19 protein-coding genes are annotated in these 16,786 nt (G+C 64.1%); 8 read left to right on the top strand and 11 right to left on the bottom strand.

The features are described from left to right. Window positions 1-43 precede the first annotated feature (43 nt). Window positions 44-1,009: a GGDEF domain-containing protein gene (locus ABB26_RS02155; protein ID WP_161808999.1), complete on the top strand. Its 966-nt coding sequence runs from the start codon at window positions 44-46 to the stop codon at window positions 1,007-1,009. 79 nt (window positions 1,010-1,088) lie between these two features. Here the strand turns inward: ABB26_RS02155 and ABB26_RS02150 are convergent, their stop codons facing one another. The 8 genes from ABB26_RS02150 to ABB26_RS02115 form a co-directional block, all read right to left on the bottom strand. Further along, window positions 1,089-1,787, bottom strand: a complete 699-nt coding sequence (locus ABB26_RS02150; protein WP_057631929.1) for a YiaD family glycine zipper/OmpA-like lipoprotein — start codon at window positions 1,785-1,787, stop codon at window positions 1,089-1,091. 132 nt (window positions 1,788-1,919) lie between these two features. Next, window positions 1,920-3,329, bottom strand: coding sequence for a cryptochrome/photolyase family protein (locus tag ABB26_RS02145; RefSeq protein ID WP_057631928.1), 1,410 nt, complete (start codon window positions 3,327-3,329; stop codon window positions 1,920-1,922). 15 nt (window positions 3,330-3,344) lie between these two features. Then, window positions 3,345-4,760, bottom strand: coding sequence for a replicative DNA helicase (locus ABB26_RS02140; RefSeq protein WP_057631927.1), 1,416 nt, complete (start codon window positions 4,758-4,760; stop codon window positions 3,345-3,347). Window positions 4,761-5,000: 240 nt separating this feature from the next. Continuing rightward, entirely contained in the window at window positions 5,001-5,558 is a 558-nt protein-coding gene (locus tag ABB26_RS02135) for an NADPH-dependent FMN reductase (protein ID WP_057631926.1), read from the bottom strand. Window positions 5,559-5,762: 204 nt separating this feature from the next. After that, window positions 5,763-8,033, bottom strand: coding sequence for a thiamine pyrophosphate-dependent enzyme (locus ABB26_RS02130; protein ID WP_057631925.1), 2,271 nt, complete (start codon window positions 8,031-8,033; stop codon window positions 5,763-5,765). Window positions 8,034-8,079: 46 nt separating this feature from the next. Further along, a complete protein-coding gene (locus ABB26_RS02125; RefSeq protein ID WP_057631924.1) occupies window positions 8,080-8,739 on the bottom strand; it encodes a glutathione S-transferase family protein in 660 nt (219 codons plus the stop codon). A 163-nt stretch (window positions 8,740-8,902) separates the two neighbouring features. Beyond that, a complete protein-coding gene (locus tag ABB26_RS02120; protein WP_057631923.1) occupies window positions 8,903-9,442 on the bottom strand; it encodes a GNAT family N-acetyltransferase in 540 nt (179 codons plus the stop codon). A gap of 119 nt (window positions 9,443-9,561) precedes the next feature. Further along, on the bottom strand, window positions 9,562-10,389 hold the full coding sequence (locus tag ABB26_RS02115) for a glycine zipper 2TM domain-containing protein (RefSeq protein ID WP_057631922.1): 828 nt from the start codon (window positions 10,387-10,389) through the stop codon (window positions 9,562-9,564). Between the two features lie 154 nt (window positions 10,390-10,543). Between ABB26_RS02115 and ABB26_RS02110 the strand changes: the two genes are divergently transcribed. Together ABB26_RS02110 and ABB26_RS02105 are read left to right on the top strand one after the other, a co-directional pair. Beyond that, entirely contained in the window at window positions 10,544-10,768 is a 225-nt protein-coding gene (locus ABB26_RS02110; protein ID WP_057631921.1) for a DUF6116 family protein, read from the top strand. Window positions 10,769-10,771: 3 nt separating this feature from the next. Then, window positions 10,772-11,542: a TatD family hydrolase gene (locus tag ABB26_RS02105; RefSeq protein WP_057631920.1), complete on the top strand. Its 771-nt coding sequence runs from the start codon at window positions 10,772-10,774 to the stop codon at window positions 11,540-11,542. Here the strand turns inward: ABB26_RS02105 and ABB26_RS02100 are convergent. Continuing rightward, window positions 11,529-12,353 carry a tRNA threonylcarbamoyladenosine dehydratase gene (locus ABB26_RS02100; RefSeq protein ID WP_057631919.1) on the bottom strand — a complete coding sequence of 275 codons (825 nt, stop codon included), beginning with the start codon at window positions 12,351-12,353 and terminating at the stop codon, window positions 11,529-11,531. The two genes, ABB26_RS02105 and ABB26_RS02100, sit on opposite strands and share 14 nt — an antisense overlap. 76 nt (window positions 12,354-12,429) lie before the next feature. On the opposite strand from ABB26_RS02100, the gene ABB26_RS02095 reads away from it, so the two are divergent. Together ABB26_RS02095 and ABB26_RS02090 are read left to right on the top strand one after the other, a co-directional pair. Continuing rightward, window positions 12,430-12,861, top strand: coding sequence for a hypothetical protein (locus tag ABB26_RS02095; protein ID WP_057631918.1), 432 nt, complete (start codon window positions 12,430-12,432; stop codon window positions 12,859-12,861). 109 nt (window positions 12,862-12,970) lie between these two features. Then, window positions 12,971-13,459, top strand: a complete 489-nt coding sequence (locus tag ABB26_RS02090) for a glycine zipper 2TM domain-containing protein (RefSeq protein ID WP_057631917.1) — start codon at window positions 12,971-12,973, stop codon at window positions 13,457-13,459. 75 nt (window positions 13,460-13,534) lie between these two features. On the opposite strand, the gene ABB26_RS02085 is transcribed toward ABB26_RS02090, so the two are convergent. Further along, window positions 13,535-13,744, bottom strand: coding sequence for a cold-shock protein (locus ABB26_RS02085; RefSeq protein ID WP_057631916.1), 210 nt, complete (start codon window positions 13,742-13,744; stop codon window positions 13,535-13,537). A 232-nt stretch (window positions 13,745-13,976) separates the two neighbouring features. Between ABB26_RS02085 and ABB26_RS02080 the strand changes: the two genes are divergently transcribed. The 3 genes from ABB26_RS02080 (at window position 13,977) to arsC (ending at window position 16,084) form a co-directional block, all read left to right on the top strand. After that, complete coding sequence (locus tag ABB26_RS02080) at window positions 13,977-14,462, top strand: DUF456 domain-containing protein (protein WP_057631915.1); 486 nt, start codon at window positions 13,977-13,979, stop codon at window positions 14,460-14,462. A gap of 127 nt (window positions 14,463-14,589) precedes the next feature. Next, entirely contained in the window at window positions 14,590-15,729 is a 1,140-nt protein-coding gene (locus ABB26_RS02075) for a phospholipase A (RefSeq protein WP_057631914.1), read from the top strand. 4 nt (window positions 15,730-15,733) lie between these two features. Next, window positions 15,734-16,084, top strand: coding sequence for an arsenate reductase (glutaredoxin) (arsC, locus tag ABB26_RS02070; RefSeq protein ID WP_057631913.1), 351 nt, complete (start codon window positions 15,734-15,736; stop codon window positions 16,082-16,084). A 49-nt stretch (window positions 16,085-16,133) separates the two neighbouring features. Here the strand turns inward: arsC and ABB26_RS02065 are convergent, their stop codons facing one another. Then, complete coding sequence (locus ABB26_RS02065) at window positions 16,134-16,667, bottom strand: DsbA family protein (protein ID WP_083490633.1); 534 nt, start codon at window positions 16,665-16,667, stop codon at window positions 16,134-16,136. Between the last annotated feature and the right edge of the window lie 119 nt (window positions 16,668-16,786).

Genomic DNA, 16,786 nt, shown 5'->3' with positions numbered 1-16,786 from the left:
CGCCGAAATGGAACCTGTCGGCGGCCAGCGTCCCGTCTCTCCCTTGTCGCACGCACTGCGCAGCGTGCCACTGCGCACCATCGCCCCGATCACCACCTTGGCTTTGCTGTTCTTTGCCGGCTGGTTGCTGCTGGAGAGCCGCCACGGGCTCGCCGCAGGCAGCTTCGCCCTGGCGCTATTGGCAGGTGTGGCAGCGGTGTTCGCACACCGCAACCGGCAACGACTGCTGATGGCCGGCGTACTGCTTTGCCTGGCCAATGCCTGCGGCAGCGTGCTGGCGGCCTGGGTGCTGGGTCAGAGCGCCCTGCCCTGGGTGTGCCTGGCACTGATGTCCAATGCTTTCATCGTGCACAACCAGATCGCCACGCCGATCAACCTGCTGTTGATCGCCGCGCTGCTGGCAATGCCGGGCTTGCTGCTCGGGGCGCAGGCGCATCTGCAGGCATTGGTTGCCATCACTCTGACCTTCGGCTTCGGCTATCACTTCTCCCGACGCATGCAGGGCGACCGCATGCAGTTGGAAGAGCTGGCCTGGCAGGACGCGCTCACCGGCCTACCCAACCGCCGTGCCCTCGAGAAGGCACTGCTCCGGCAACTGTCCGGCAGCCGCGAAAGCCGCACCCGGCAGGCGCTGCTGGTGCTGGACATCGACTACTTCAAGGCGATCAACGACCGGCATGGGCATGCCGCCGGTGATGTCGCGCTGTCCGACCTTGCCGCGATCCTGCGGTTCGAGCTGCGCGAGAACGACAAGGTGTTCCGCTTCGGCGGCGAGGAATTCGTGATCCTTGCCGAAACCGGCTCACGCGAGGCGCTGGAGTGTTTTGCCGAACGCATCCGCAAAGCGGTGTATCAGGCACTGCGTGGCCCCGACGGGCGCATCACGGTGTCGCTGGGTGCGGCAATGTATGCCGGCGAGCAGCGCTGGCAGGACTGGTTCGCGCGTGCGGATGCGGCGCTGTATCAAGCCAAACATCAGGGCCGCAACAGCATCGCGGTGGCGCCGTAGCACTTTCCGGATCTCACGCAGCCCATAAAGAAAGGGCCGCTTTCGCGGCCCTTTCTGCTGACACATGCGGCGGCGTCGATCACGAACGCAACGGGATCACACGGATTTCGACGCGGCGGTTCTGCGCACGGCCGGCATCGGTGCTGTTGTCGGCGATCGGATAGGACTTGCCCGCACCCAGCGTTTCGATACGCGCGCGCTGCACGCCCTGCGCGGCCAGGTAGGCAGCCACGGCATCGGCACGTTCCTTGGAGATGCGGTTGTTGACCGCGTCGGTACCGATGCTGTCGGTGTGGCCGACCACTTCAATCATGGTCTGGTTGTATTCGTTCAGGGTGCTGGCAACGCCGTTGAGCGCGCTGTAGAACTGCGGCTTGAGCGTGGTCTTGTTGAAATCGAAGGTAATGCCATCAGGCAGGTTCAAGGTGATGTTGTCGCCGTCGCGCTGCACGTCGATGCCGGTGTTGGCGGTGCGCTCACGCAGGGCACGCTCCTGGCGGTCCTGGTAGTTGCCGACCGCTGCGCCGCCCAGCGCGCCGATACCGGCGCCGACCATCGCACGCTGGCGACGTTCGGTGGCATCGCCACCGCTGAGCAGGCCCGCAGCCACACCAATGGCGGTGCCGATCAGCGCGCCCTTGCCGGTCTTGTTCTGCTGCTGCGGGGTATTGCCGTACTGGTCCTGCTGCACATACGAACCACCGGTAGCGCAGCCCGAAAGAATGGCAGCGGCCACCAGGCCGATGGAAATATTGCGAATCACGTTGCGGGTGGTCATATGAAACTCCTTCGGGGGCCGGTCGGCCTTGTGGGTGCCGGGCAAGGATAAACACAGCAATGCGATGTCGGCATGATGGAAACCGGGCAGCACAAGGCTCCATTCATCTTTCTGTCTGAACCGTTCAAACTCTCATCGGCGACGGTGGTAAGCGTCCAATGCGGCCGCCCGGCCTTCGGCAAGATCCACCAGCGGCTGCGTTGGATACAACGGTGCCGCCTGCGCCAGCAGGGTTGGTGACAGCCAAGGGGCAAACCGGGATTTCAGCGGCAAAGCAGCCAATTCCGGCACCCATCGGGTGATGTAGCGCGCCTGCGGATCAAACTTCTGCGCCTGCGTCACCGGGTTGAACACGCGGAAATACGGCGCCGCATCGGCGCCGGTCCCGGCCACCCATTGCCAGCCCATGCTGTTGTTGGCCAGGTCGGCATCGACCAGCGTGTCCCAGAACCAACGCGCGCCCTCCCTCCAATGCATGCGCAGGTGCTTGCACAGAAAGCTGCCCACCAGCATCCGTACCCGGTTATGCATGGTTCCGGTGGCCCACAACTCACGCATGCCGGCATCGATGATCGGAATACCGGTGCGGCCGTGCTGCCAGGCTTCCAGCAACCCGGGTTGCACCGGCGCCCACGCAAAACCATCGAAACCCGGGTTGAGATTGGCATCGGAGGTCTGCGGGAAGTGATGCAGCAGGTGCCACGAGAATTCACGCCAGCCCAGCTGCCGCAGGAAGCCGTCGATATCAGCATCGCGACCGGCGCTGCGCTGTGATTCCAGCGCATGCGCGATATGCCAGGGCGCGATCTCGCCGAAGTGCAGATGCGGCGACAGCCGCGAGGTGCCGACACGATCCGGCAGATCACGCTGCTCCCGATACCCGTTGAGCGCGCCGTCGATGAACACCTCCAGCGCTTCCTGTGCACCGCTCTCGCCGGGCTGCCAATGCGCCCAGAAACCTGCATCCCAGCCAAGCTGCGGCTGCAGGCCCAAGTCGTTCAGCGCGAGGCTGTCGACCTTTGGCGACACCAGCACGGACGGCGCCGCCGACAATGCCGGCAGGCGCCAGTGGCTCAACGCGTTGCGCCAGAACGGGGTGAACACCTTGTACGGCCCGCCCTGCAGCGTCGCCAGTTCCCACGGCTCGAACAGCAGATAGCCGTTATGGCTTTCCACATGCAGACCCTGTTCGCGCAGGCCACGCTTGATCGCCGCATCGCGCGGCTGTGTGGCAGGCTCGTATTTGCGGTTCCAGTAAACCGCTTCCGCACCGCTCTGTGCGATCAACGCCTGCAGCTGCGCCATGCTGTCGCCACGGCGCAGCACCAGCGATGAACCGGTGCGGCGCAGGTCGGCATCAAGCTGCTGCAATGAACGGTGCAGCCACGCATTGGACGCAGCACCCGGCGCCCACGCACCCTCTTCTTCCGGCGCGTGGATGTAGACCGGCAGCACCGTGTGGCCGGCCTCGATCGCCGCCTGCAGCGCGGGGTTGTCGCGCAGGCGCAGGTCACGCCTGAACCAGACTATGGCTACTGACATGCGCTTGTCCCCCGCTTACTCGAACGAACCCACCGAATCATGGCTGAGGTTGTCGAATCGGGTGTACTCACCGAAGAATTTCAGCTTGCACGAGCCGGTCGGGCCACCACGGTGCTTGCCGATGATGATCTCGGCCAGGCCCTTGTCCGGCGACGTTTCCTTGTTGTAGTAATCGTCGCGGTAGATGAAGACGATCATGTCCGCATCCTGCTCGATAGCGCCGGATTCGCGAAGGTCAGCCATCACCGGACGCTTGTCGGTACGCGTTTCCAACGAGCGGTTGAGCTGTGACAGCGCGATCACCGGCACGTTCAGTTCCTTGGCCAGGCCCTTCAGGCCACGCGAGATTTCCGAGATCTCGGTAGCGCGGTTCTCGCTGTTGCCCGGCACGCTCATCAGCTGCAGGTAGTCGATGACGATCAGGCCCAGGTCGTGTTCGCGTTTGAGACGCCGGCACTTGGAACGCAGGATCTCCGGCGACACGCCGGGCGTATCGTCGATGAAGATCTTGGTTTCCTTCAGCATGCGGATGGCGCCGGTGACACGGCTCCAGTCCTCGTCTTCCAGCTGGCCGGTACGCAGGCGCTGCGCATTGATGCGGCCGTTGGAGGAGATCAGACGCATGGCCAGCTGCGAAGCAGACATTTCCATCGAGAACACCGCCACGCCCTTCTTGGACTTGATCGCGGCGTACTCGGCGATGTTCAGCGCCAACGTGGTTTTACCCATCGCAGGACGCGCGGCAAGGATGATCAGGTCGGTTGGCTGCAGACCGGCGGTCATCGCATCGAAATCGGTGTAGCCGGTTGGCAGGCCGGTGATGTTGCCGCCGTTCTCGAAGCGGTTGCGCAGCTCCTCGAAGGCGTCCTTCAACGCGCCGGGCATGGCCACGAAGTCGGTACGCCCGCGTGCGCCCTGTTCGGCGATGGCGAAGACCGACTTTTCCGCGGTCTGCAGCAGCTCGGAGCTGTCGCGACCTTCGGGCTGGAAGCCGTCGTTGACGATGTCCGTGCCCACCTGGATCAGCTGCCGCAGCACCGCCTTGTCGCGCACGATCTCCGCATAGGCGCCGATGTTGGCGGCCGATGGCGTGGTGCTGGCCAGTTCGATCAGATAGGCACCATCGCCCACCTGGTCCATCTTGCCCTGCGACTCGAACCACTCGCCGAGTGTCACCGCATCGAACGGACGGTCGCGCTCGGACAGTTCGCGGATGGCACGGTAGATGAGCTGGTGATCACGACGGTAGAAATCTTTCTCGGTCAGCGCCTCGTTGACCCGGTCATACGCCTCCGGCGCCAGCATCAAGCCACCCAGCACCGCCTGTTCGGCTTCCACCGAATGCGGGGGGACGCGCAGGGCGTCGATGCGCTGTTCACTGCGCTCGGAGCGGTCATTGCGGTCGGATCGGAAACCAGTACGAGCGGGCATGAAAAGCGTTTTTCCTACAGTAAGGCCGTGCGGCCATGGTAGGTGGGCGTCGGCCACCGGGGTACGGACAACTCTGTGGATAACCTGTCCACAACTCAAGCCCCGGACGGATGCCCGGGAGGCGCGGATTGGGTGGTCATACAGAAAGACGCGCCCGGCACCATTGCGGCACCGGGGCGCTGATTATCGCAAATGCAGGCCCCGGGGGGCGACCCCGCCGCACCGCGGACACGCCGGGGTTCAGCCCTTGTGGTGAACCTGGATCCAGTCCAGAAAGGCGTCCATGTAATCCTGCAGGAACTTGCGCGTGCCTTCGTTGCTGATCGTACCGTCGGCTTCGATCAGACCCTCCTTGTAGTGCACGAAGGCCTCCGGCTGCGCCATGACCGCCAGGTTCACGAATACCAGCACATTGCGCAGATGCTGCTGGGCCAGCGCGCTGCCGATGGCACCGATGGAACTGCCGATCACCGCCGCCGGTTTGCCTGCGAATGCATTGTCACCATAGGGGCGTGATGCGGTGTCGATGGCGTTCTTGAGCACACCGGGAATGGAGCGGTTGTACTCCGGGGTGACGAACAGCACCGCGTCGGCCGCGCGGACCTGGCCTTTCATGCGCGTGCCCTGCGCCGGAAACTGCTTGTCGTGATCCTGGTTGTAGAGCGGGATGTCGTCGATCTTGATGTATTCGAAACTGGCGCGATCACCGGCCAGCTTTTCCAGTGCATGCGCCAGCTGACGATTGATCGACTCCTTGCGCAGACTGCCGACGAATACCGCGATCTTGTAGTGGCTCATGGCGACCTCACTGCGAATGGAGCCAACAGGCTAGCCAGCGAAGGCTTTGGACGGAGTGAAGGGGTTCGCCGTTTCCGCAGCTCCCCCCCGCTCCGCCGCCTGCCGTGTGCTGTCGCAAGCGCGCCCAGTGCGCCGCAAGCCTGACCGTCGCGTGCCCGCCCGACTCCGCCCCGCGAACGAAGGCGAAGCACGCGAACCCTCCCGTCATCCCAGCTCGGCCGCCGCAGCCACCACATCGGCATCACCCGGCAGCACCAGCAATGCCGCGCCGGCCAACGGCGTATAGGTATCGGCGCCGGTCACCCGCCGCAGCGGCACATTGCCCAACCCGGCTTCGACCAGTGCAGTGATCACGCCCTCGCCCACACCGGCACTGTGGCGGCCTTCATCCACGACGATGATGCGCTTGGCGCCCCGGGCCTGTTCGGCAATCCAGGCATCGTTGAGCGGCACCAGCCAGCGCAGGTCGATCACCCGCACCTTCCATCCATGAGCCTGCTCGATGCTGCGTGCAGCACGCAGGCTCATCGGTACGCCGTTGCCATAGCTGAAGATCACCAGGTCGTCATTGCCCTCGCCGTAAACGCGTCCTTCGCCCAGCGCGATGCTCTGCCCCGGCGCTGGATACGGAAACAGCCACTGGCCATCGCCGGCTTCATGCAGATCCTTGGTCATGTACAGCGCGATGGGCTCGAGGAAGATGCACACGCGACCGTCCACCTTGGCCAACGCCGCCAGGGTACGCAGCATCGCCGCCGCATCATCGCCGCGCGATGGGCACCCCACCACCAAGCCCGGAATGTCACGGATGGCGGTGATCGAATTGTCATTGTGGAAGTGGCCGCCAAAGCCCTTCTGGTAACCCAGCCCGGCAATGCGGATCAACATCGGGTTGCGGTATTGATCATTGGAGAAGAACTGCAGCGAGCACGCCTCGCCACGCACCTGGTCCACGGCATTGTGCAGATAGGCCAGGTACTGGATTTCCGGCAGCGGCAGCAGGCCCATGTTGGCGAAACCCTGGGCCATGCCCAGGATCATGGTTTCGTCCAGCAGGGTGTTGAACACGCGACGCGGGCCAAACGCCTTCTGCAGGCCCTTGGTCACCGTGTAGACGCCGCCCTTCTGTGCCACGTCCTCGCCGAACAGCAGCGTCTCCGGGTACTTGCAGAACAGGTCGTGCAGGGCCTGGTTGATCTGGATGGCCAGATGCCTGGGCGGCTGGCTCTCCGGCAATGCCGCTTCGCTGCCAAACACCTGCAGGCGGCGCTCACTGTAGTCGGCGCGGTTGGCTTCGGCATGCACCTTGTCCGGCGTGTAGGGCGCCAGCGGCGTCACTACTTCCTGCAGGCTCTTCAGGCGCGGGCGCTGGTCGGCTGCTTCGGCTGCCTCGAAACAGCGCTTGCGCGTGTGCTCGTACAGCGCCAGCACTTCTTCCTTGTCCATCAAACCCGACGCGATGGCGATCTGCGCCGAGCGCAACAGCGGATCGCCCGCTTCCACCGCACACAGCTCTTCCAGCGCGCGCCATTCGATCTCGAAATCGGTGCCGGCATGGCCCATCAAACGCGTGGTGCGCAGGTGCAGGAAGGTGGGCCGACGCGTGCGCCGGCAATGGTCGACGGCACGCTGCACATCGGCATAACCATTGGCCAGATCCAGGCCGTCGGCCTGAAAGTAGTCCAGCCCCGGGCGATGGCGGAAGCTCTCACCGATCCAGCCTTCCGGCGTCTTCACCGAGATGCCGATGCCGTTGTCTTCGCAGACGAACAACACCGGCGCCGGCAGCTTCTGGAAGCTGCTCCATGCCGCGGCATTGAATGCCGTCTGCGCGGTGGCGTGGTTGGCCGAGGCATCACCGAAAGAGCAGATGGCGATACTGTCATCGGGTATCGGCAGGGCGGAGCCCAAGCGCTTGCCCGCTTCGATTGCCATCGCAGTGCCCAGCGCCTTGGGCAGGTGCGAGGCAATGGTCGAGGTCTGCGGCAGCACCCACAACGGCTTGCTGCCCCACACCTTGTGACGGCCGCCACTGGCCGGGTCGTCCTTGCTGGCAGCGAAGGACAATGCCGAATCCATCACCGGGTCCATGCCCGGCAGCTTGCGGAAGCGCTCGGCCATGAAGCCGCCGGAGCGGTAGTGCAGGAACGCGGGGTCGGTGTGGCGGGTGGCTCGCGCCACCATCGCATTGCCTTCGTGGCCGGAGGAGCCAATCGTGTAGAAGACCTTGTTCTGAACGCGCAGCACGCGCGCCATCAGATCCAGATGGCGGCTGATCAACTGCGACTCGAACAGTTCGCGGAATCCTTTCGCATCCAGTGCGCTGCCCGGCAGTACCGGCGCCGCATCCTGCGGGCCCGAGTCTGGCCCCTGCCCCAGGCCTTTGACGTGATCGATGAAATTGGTATCGCAGATCTCAGCGCGGTTCAGGCCCTTCATGCGGGCCGGAATGGGATTCGGTACACGAGCGAACATGCAGACAGACTCCACAAGGCAGACAGGTATTGCGGGGGATTGGGATTCAACGCGAAGCGATAAAGCGGGCCTGCACCTCCGCAGCGGGCGGGGCCATCGACACGAAACCCGGCTGCTCATGCACGCGTTGCAACCAGCGCTGCAAGGCCGGATAGGCCGACAAGACCAGTCCACCGTCCTCGGCGACCGAGGTATAGGCATACAGTGCGATATCGGCGATGCCGTAATGCGGGCCGGTGAACCAGTCATGTGCAGCCAGATGCTGCTCCATCACCGACAGCGCTTCGTGGCCGCGCTCACGCAGCCTCGGCAGATCAGTACGACGGGGTGAATCGGCCGGCGTCCAGCCGCAGATGAAACGCGCCACTGCGATGTAGGGCTCGTGGCTGTACTGCTCGAAAAACATCCATGACAACGCCTGTGCGCGCTGCCAGCCGTCGACCGGGAGGAACGGCGTACCCTCGGCCAACCAGAACAGGATGGCATTGGATTCGGTGAGCACGCGGCCATCGTTTCGCCGAACCAACGGTACTTTGCCGTTCGGGTTCATCGCCAGGAATTCCGGCGTCCGGGTCTGGCCACCGGCACTGTCCACCTCGCACCAGTCGTAGCGTGTACCCAACTGTTCCAGCAGCAATCGCACCTTGTGACAATTGCCCGACGTGGACATGCCATACACCGTCAACGCAGCCCCAGAATTACTCACTGAACCGGTTCTCCCGCCTGCCGCGATGGCAGGTGACTGCGCTCATTTGACCGGACTTCCCGCAGCGGGGTAAAGCTGCAATTGCAGCAAATGTCGCGACCTTCCGGCCACATGGCGGCGCCACACTCCACTGCACGACCTCGCCGCCGCGCACAGGCTGGCGCTAGCGGCGTTGCGCCAACCACTGCGCACGCGATTGCCCCCAGACATCCACCAGTACTTCGCTCGGCGGCGGCAGGTGCGTGCTGCGCAGGATGCTCGAGCCCAACTTGCGCGCAACCACCTGTGAGTTGGTGTTATCCGGCGCAATGGTATGGATGACCTCACTCCAGCCCAGCGTGTCGAACGCCCAGTCGATGCTTGCCCGCGCCGCCTCCGGGGCATATCCCCTGCCCCAGAACTCGGAGGCGATGCTCCAGCCCACTTCGGTGCCCGGCCACCCATACGGTTGCCACGGCCCGACGCGCCCCATCCAGCGGCCGCTGCTCTTCTCGATTACCGAGAACATCGAGTAACCCAGCAACTGCCAACTTCCCACCAGCCCGGCGAAGCTGCGCCAAGCCACCGGCTTGGCCTGCACACCACCAAGGTGCTGCATGGTGATCGGGTCGGCGCAGAACGCGGCGAAGGCTTCGAAGTCCTGCACAGTTGGCGGGCGCAACAACAGTCGTTCGGTTTCCAGGCGCAGGTCGAAGACGCTCATGGTTGTCTGCTCCGTTGATGAGTCGTCTAACGCTAGCACCCGACAGGGGAACTGCATCCCCCCGAAACGCGGAAAGCCGGCTTGCGCCGGCCTTCCACATCGTCCTTCGATCCCACGCCTTACTGGCGGTTGCTGCTGCCGTCGACGGCTGCCGTCTGGGTCACGATCTGGCCATCCAGTACCGGCAGGCGATCGCTGGCCGGACGGTTGTCCATGCGCACGGTCTTTTCCTGGCCGTCATAACGGTAGGTCACGTCATACCCGATGGTCTGGTCGGCATTGCCCAGCGACACGCGCTCACCCGGCTTGCTGTCCATGCGCATGGTCCCGGTGCTGCCATCGGGCTTGCGGTAGGTGACGTTGTAGCCGGTGACGCGGCTGGATTCCGCCGTGCGCTGCTCGGTGTGGCACTGGCGTTCGGTACGATTGACCACACGGCCGCCCACATGGCGCTTGTCGACCTGGTTGCCGATCACACCACCTGCAGCTGCACCCAACGCGGTGGCCGCCTTCTTGCCGTTGCCGCCGCCCACCTGGTTGCCCAGCAGGCCGCCGATCACCGCACCGGCAACCGTGCCACCGACATTGCCATCGCGCTCGGGCAAGCGCTCCTGCACCACCACGTCTTCGCAGACTTCATGCGGGGTGCTGGTGCTCGAGGTCTCGCGGATCGGATCGCTGCCGGTCACGGTGCCGTAGATGCGTTCTTTCTGGGTCACCGGGGCGACCTTGAGCACGTCGGCGTACTCCAGCTTGTTGCCGGTTGCCGCGAGCGCATCGGTCGCTGCATCGTCGGCCGGGAGGCTACCGTCCACCATCGGGGCCGGTGTTTCAGCCGCCGGCAGCGTGGTGGCCTTGTCGCGGCCCTGCATGAAGGCGGCGGTGGCGATACCACCGACCAGCAGTGCGCCGGTTGCCACCAGGATGGTTGTCGTAGTGCTCTTCATAGGGGGCTCCCAGCGGCTTGGCCGCGCTCTGATATGGGGCGATTCCAGCACGATCAAGCTGAACAGAGGCCGGTACCTCAGGCGGCCATCTATCGAAAACGCTGCGACCGTCGCAATATCACGGCTGTTGGTCCTCCCTACAACAGGATTTGCCATGTCGACCATGATGCTGACGCCGTTCATGAACTGGGCGCGCAAGCTGCGGTATCCCACTCTGTTCAAGATCACTGCGGCCCTGTTTGCCATCAGCATGCTGCTGCCTGATCCGCTGCCGTTCCTCGACGAGATCCTGTTCGGCCTGAGCACCGTGCTCCTGGCCAACTGGAAGCGTCGCAAGGACCCGGTGGGCGAGCCGCCCACCCTGCCCCGCAAGCCCTGAACCGTGCAGCTGGTAGACAGCCATTGCCATCTGGATGCCGACGCATTCGACAGCGACCGTGAGGCCGTGCTGGCCCGCGCCCAAGCGGCCGGGGTACGCCAGCAGGTCATCCCGGCGGTAACCGCCGCCAGCTGGCCCAAGCTGCAGCAGGTATGCGCCTCCCGGCCGGGCCTGCATCCCGCATATGGCCTGCATCCGATGTTTCTTGCCGAGCACCGGCCTGAACATCTGCCGTTGCTGCGGGAATGGATCGAACGCGAATCACCGTCTGCCATCGGCGAGTGCGGCTTGGACTTCTTCGTCGAGGACCTGGACCCCGAACGCCAACGCTTCTTCTTCCAGGGCCAACTGGAACTGGCGCACAGCTACCAGCTACCGCTGGTGGTGCATGCCCGGCGTGCGGTGGACGAGGTGATCCAGCGCATCCGCCGGACCGGGGCGCTGCGCGGGGTGGTACACAGTTTCTCGGGCAGCCCCGAGCAGGCCCGACAGCTGTGGAACCTGGGCTTCATGATCGGCCTGGGAGGGCCACTGACCTACCCGCGCGCCAATCGCCTGCGCACCCTGGTGGCACAGATGCCGCTGGAATACCTGCTGCTGGAAACCGATGCCCCGGATCAACCCGATGCCGGCATCCGTGGCCAGCGCAACGAGCCCGCACGGCTGAGCGTCATCCTTGAAACCGTGGCCGAACTTCGCGGGCAGACAGCCGAAGAAATCGCGACGCAGACCAGCGCCAATGCCCAGCGCCTGTTTGGGCTCAAACCGCTGTAGCAGCGCCTTGCGCTGGCTTGGCTTCGCGCTTCTTGAGCAGCATTTCCAGCGCCTTGCCTACCGCGACGAAAGCAAACGCACCGGTGATGTGCGTTGCCGCCCCAAGGCCTGCGCCACAGTCGAGCTTCATCGCTTCATCAGGCCCCAGGTTCGGCCGCACGCCGCAGACGCTGCCATCGGCCTGCGGGTACTTCACGTTCTCCAGCGAATACACTGCCGGCACGCCGAAATAGCGTTGCGCGTTCTTGGGGAAGTTGAATTCGCTGCGCAGCTTCTTGCGGATCAGCGCCATCATCGCGTCATGTTCGGTGCGTGACACGTCACGCACCCGCACCAGGGTCGGGTCGGTACGACCACCGGCCGCGCCCACGGTGATCAGCGGCAATTTGCGACGGCGACACCAGGCGATGGTCTCCACCTTCACCCGGAAAGCGTCACAGGCGTCGATCACCAGGTCGAAACCACGGTCCAGCAACTGCTCCATGTTGGAGCTGGTGAGAAAGGACTCCACCGCATCCACGTCCACATCCGGATTGATCGCCCGGCAGCGCTCGGCCATCGCCAACGCCTTGTTGCGCCCGTACTGGCCGGCCATCGCCGGCAACTGGCGGTTGCTGTTGGACACACAGATATCGTCGGCGTCAATCAACGTGAGGTGGCCCACGGCCGAACGCACCAGCGCCTCCACCACCCACGAACCCACACCACCCATGCCGACCACCGCCACCCTGCAGGTGGCCAGATGTTCAATGGTGCCCGCTCCGTACAGCCGGTCGACGCCGGCAAATCGCTCACGCAGTTGTTCTTTCATCGGCGCATTTTAGCCTTGGCGGCATAATGAGCGAACATCACCCCCTCACTGCAACGTAGCCTCTGGAGCCAACGCAATGACCGACCCCGTCCGCCCGCCGTCCAAAGCCTCCCGTTATTTGTTCGTGCTCATCGCCGGGTTGTTGATCGGCGCAGTGACCACGGTGATGGGCATGCGCGCCCTGCAGGCCCGCCAGGACCACTTCCCGAGCAGCCTGATGACAGTGATGTCCAAGCAGGCGCAGTTGCTCAGCGACAGCCAGAAGCAGAATCGCTGCACCATCAACGACACCACGCCGCGCCTGCAGACTCTGCGCGCGCTGTCCAATGACCTGGAGACGGCGTTCCCCAGCCTGCGCGATGACCAGCGCTTCCAGCTGCACGCCAGCCGCTTCCGTGCCACGTTGAACGATGCCCTGGCCAAGCCGCCGGCGGACTGCGCAACGCTGGCGGTGGTGGCGCAGAAGATCGGCAACGACTGCAAGGCCTGTCACCAGGATTTCAAGTAAGTACAGGTTCTGAACATGTGGTTGGCCCTCCATTCACATGGAAAACGACACGATCTTCGCGACGGATATGCCCTCATACCGTCATCCTCATCTGGCAAGGACAAACACCATGAAGATTCGACTGATCGCCGTAGGCGCAATTGCCAGCCTGGCCCTGGCCGGTTGCGCCACCTCCCCGGGTTACAGCAACGGCGGCAATTACGGCGGCAACAGCGGCGGCGGTTACGACAACGGCTACAACCAGAACCGATGCAACGACTGCGGCATCGTTACCCGCATCAACACCGTCGCCTCCGGCCGCACCGCACCGACTGCTACCGGCGCCATCCTTGGCGGGCTGGTGGGCGCCGTCGCCGGCCATGAAATCTCCGACCACACCGGCGGCAGCAAGGGCAACCAGAACATCGCTGCCGTGGCAGGCGCTGTCGGTGGCGCACTGGCCGGCAACAAGATCCAGCAGAACGTCACCGGCAACTCTTACGACATCCAGGTGCGCATGGACGACGGCCGCGTGATCATGGTCAACCAGAAGGATCTGGGTGGCATCCGCGAGAACACCTACGTCCGCGTGGTCAACGGCCGCGTCGTGCTGCGCTGAGTTGTCGGCGCTGCCTTCCGGCAAAAAGAAAGGCCCGCTTGCGCGGGCCTTTCTTCGTTCTATGTGCGGCAGGTCTCAGACCGGCTGCACGGCGTCGGCCTGCAGGCCCTTCTGGCCCTGGACGACGGTGAAGGTGACCTGCTGGCCTTCCTTCAGGCTCTTGAAGCCATCGGACTGGATGGCGCGGAAGTGCACGAACACATCCTCGCCACTTTCACGGCTGATGAAGCCGAAGCCCTTGGCATCATTGAACCACTTGACGGTACCGGTTTCGCGATCGGACATCTCACTAACTCCCTGGTGCTCTCTCTCGTTTGATGGAACGCCCCTTAAGGCGGCTGATTGCAAGGAGGAAGCGAGGTGCAACGATGCAGCAAATCATTCGATCTACCCATCAGGCCACGATTCACGGTGACCTTGCCAAGCTCAGCGGCTGCAACTTAACCCGGGGCAAATCAAATTGCAATCCTGCTGAAGCACTAAAGTCAACCCCTATTCGTCCTTCCTCAGAGTTGACATGGACTATTCATTCATCTTCTATCTGATTGCCGCCCTGCTGGTCATCGTCGGCTTGGCCGGCATCATCCTGCCCGCCCTGCCGGGCGTCCCGCTGGTGTTCATTGGCCTGCTGGTGGCCGCCTGGACCGAGGGCTTCGAACGGGTCGGCTGGCTGCCCTTGGTGGTGCTGGGGGTGCTGACCCTGATCTCGGTGGTGGTCGATGTGCTGTCCACGGTGATCGGCGCGCAGAAGGTGGGTGCCAGCCGGATGGCCCTGCTTGGTGCAGCCATCGGTACGGTGGCCGGGCTGTTTTTCATGCCCATCGGCCTGTTTGTCGGCCCGTTTGCCGGCGCCCTGATCGGCGAGTATGTACACGGGCGCCAGCTCGGCCAGGCAACCAAGGTCGGCCTGGGCACCTGGCTGGGCATCGTGTTGGGCGTGGCGCTCAAACTGGGCCTGGCCATGGCGATGATCGGCCTGTTCGCGGCTGCCTGGTTCATGTGACCTGGCAGCATCACGACTCCCCCTCCACGGGACAATCATCGACAATCCCCTCAAAGCCAATTCGTTGCCCCGGGACACCCGCGTGTCCCGGGGCAACCCGGCCCCTCGTAGCGACCGGATGCACACCATGCGAAATACGCCCCTGCACTACGCCTTGCTGATTGCCCTGGGTGGCGCCAGCACCCCCCTCTTGGCCCAGGAAGCCGCTCCTGAGCCCGCCTCGCCGGAGGCCTGCTTCGCCCTGGATTTCGATGCTGCCCGCCTGGCCTGCTACGACAAGGCATTGGGTCGCAGCCCCGCCGACACCCGTGCCGCCGATGCCGCCGCCAGTGCCGCGCTCATGGCACGCAAGGAAGCCAAGGCCAGCGCCAAGGCACTGGACGAACAGAATCCCCGCCGCAACGAATTGTTCGCCCATGACGAACTGGATTCGCTGGCCGCCAATGCCGGCCGTGGCTCGCTGCTGGACAGCCGCTGGGAGCTGGCCAAGGACTCCAAGCTGGGCCTGTTCCAACTGCGTGCCTACAAGCCGGTTTACCTGCTGCCTGCATTCTGGAGCAGCAAGCCCAACGTGATGCCGCACTCGCCCAACCCCAACAACTCCGTCACCGCGCCGGAGGAACTGGACGGTACCGAGCTGAAGTTCCAGCTCAGCTTCAAGACCAAGGTCACCGAGAACCTGTTCGGCGACAACGGCGACATCTGGGTGGGCTACACCCAGAGCTCGCGCTGGCAGGCCTACAACAGCGAACTTTCGCGGCCCTTCCGCGAGACCAATTACGAGCCCGAGGTGATGCTGACCTTCCGCAACGGCTACTCGCTGTTCGGGTGGAATGGACGCATGACCGGCATCAGCCTCAACCACCAGTCCAATGGTCGCAGCGATCCGCTGTCACGCAGCTGGAACCGGGTGATCCTCAATGTCGGCCTGGACCGTGAGAACTGGGCGATCATGCTGCGCCCCTGGTACCGGATCCCGGAAAGCCGCAGCGAGGACAACAACCCGGACATCGAGGACTACATCGGCCGTGGTGACGCCACCCTGGTCTACAACCGCAACGGGCACGAGCTGGCACTGACCGGCCGCCACTCGCTGCGCAGTGGTGACCGCGCACATGGTTCGGTGCAGCTGGACTACGGCTTCCCGATCAACAACCTGCTGCGCGGCCATGTGCAGGTGTTCGATGGTTACGGTGAAAGCATGATCGACTACAACCACCGCGCCACTTACATCGGCGTCGGTGTGTCCCTGTTGGAGTGGTTCTGAGCGCATGAAAGCAACGATCTGGCACAACAACCGCTGCTCCAACTCACGCGGCGCCCTGACCCTGCTGCAGGAGGCGGGCGCTGACATCGAGATCATCAACTACCTCGACACCCCGCCTTCGTCCGCGGAGTTGCGGACGTTGTTGGGGGAAATGCGCCTACCCGCGCGCGACCTGCTGCGCACCAAGGAAGCCGCGTATGCCGAGCTGGGGCTGGCCATGAAGCTCGACAATGAGGCGGCGCTGATCGAGGCCATGGCTGCGCACCCGACGTTGATCAATCGTCCCATCGTGCGTACCGCCAAAGGCACGGCACTGTGCCGCCCACCGGAAACCGTGCATTCGCTGCTGGATTGACGTCAGACAGCTCCACCACCGGGCACGTCATCGACGCGTCCGGTGCGTTTCAGACGGCATGGGTGACCACCGCGTTGATCCGCTCGTAGAGCTCCTCGAAACTGCTCTGCGGCGTGAATATCTCGCCATTGACGAAGAAGGTCGGTGTACCTTTGACCCCGCTGCGCACCCCGCCTTCAATATCGTTCTGGATGCGCTGCATATAGGCCGGCGTCTCCATCGCCGCCATCATCGCGTCTGCCGACAGGCCCAGTTCGCGCATCAGTTCGCGGTAGACCACCTCGCCCAGCTGCTGCTGGCTGCGGAACAGCGCATCGTGCGCCGGCCAGAACTGGCCGTGCGCGGCGGCATGCTCAGCCACGATGGCCGCCGGCAATGCCTGCGGGTGCGACTGCACCAGCGGAAAATTGCGGAACACCACGCACAACGCATCACCGAAGCGCTGTTGTAAACGCTGCACCAGCGAGAACACCTCGCCGCAATGCGGGCACTGGTAGTCGGCGTACTCCACCAGCACCACGGGGGCATCCAGGCTTCCCTGGACATGGTCATTTTTACTTGCAGCGACACTGAGGACAGCCATCTGCACACTCCGAAACGATCGAGGGGAGCGTCGGGCGTGGCCAGGACCCACCCCCGTTGCCTTTGCCCGCGGCAGCCTACGCCGATGACTGCACAGCCAGCGTGAAGTGCACCGGCGCG

The sequence above is a fragment of the Stenotrophomonas humi genome (assembly GCF_001431415.1).
Lineage (GTDB): Bacteria > Pseudomonadota > Gammaproteobacteria > Xanthomonadales > Xanthomonadaceae > Stenotrophomonas > Stenotrophomonas humi.
The sequence above is the reverse complement of the archived record's forward strand: the minus strand, read 5'-3'. Positions and strand labels throughout refer to the sequence as shown.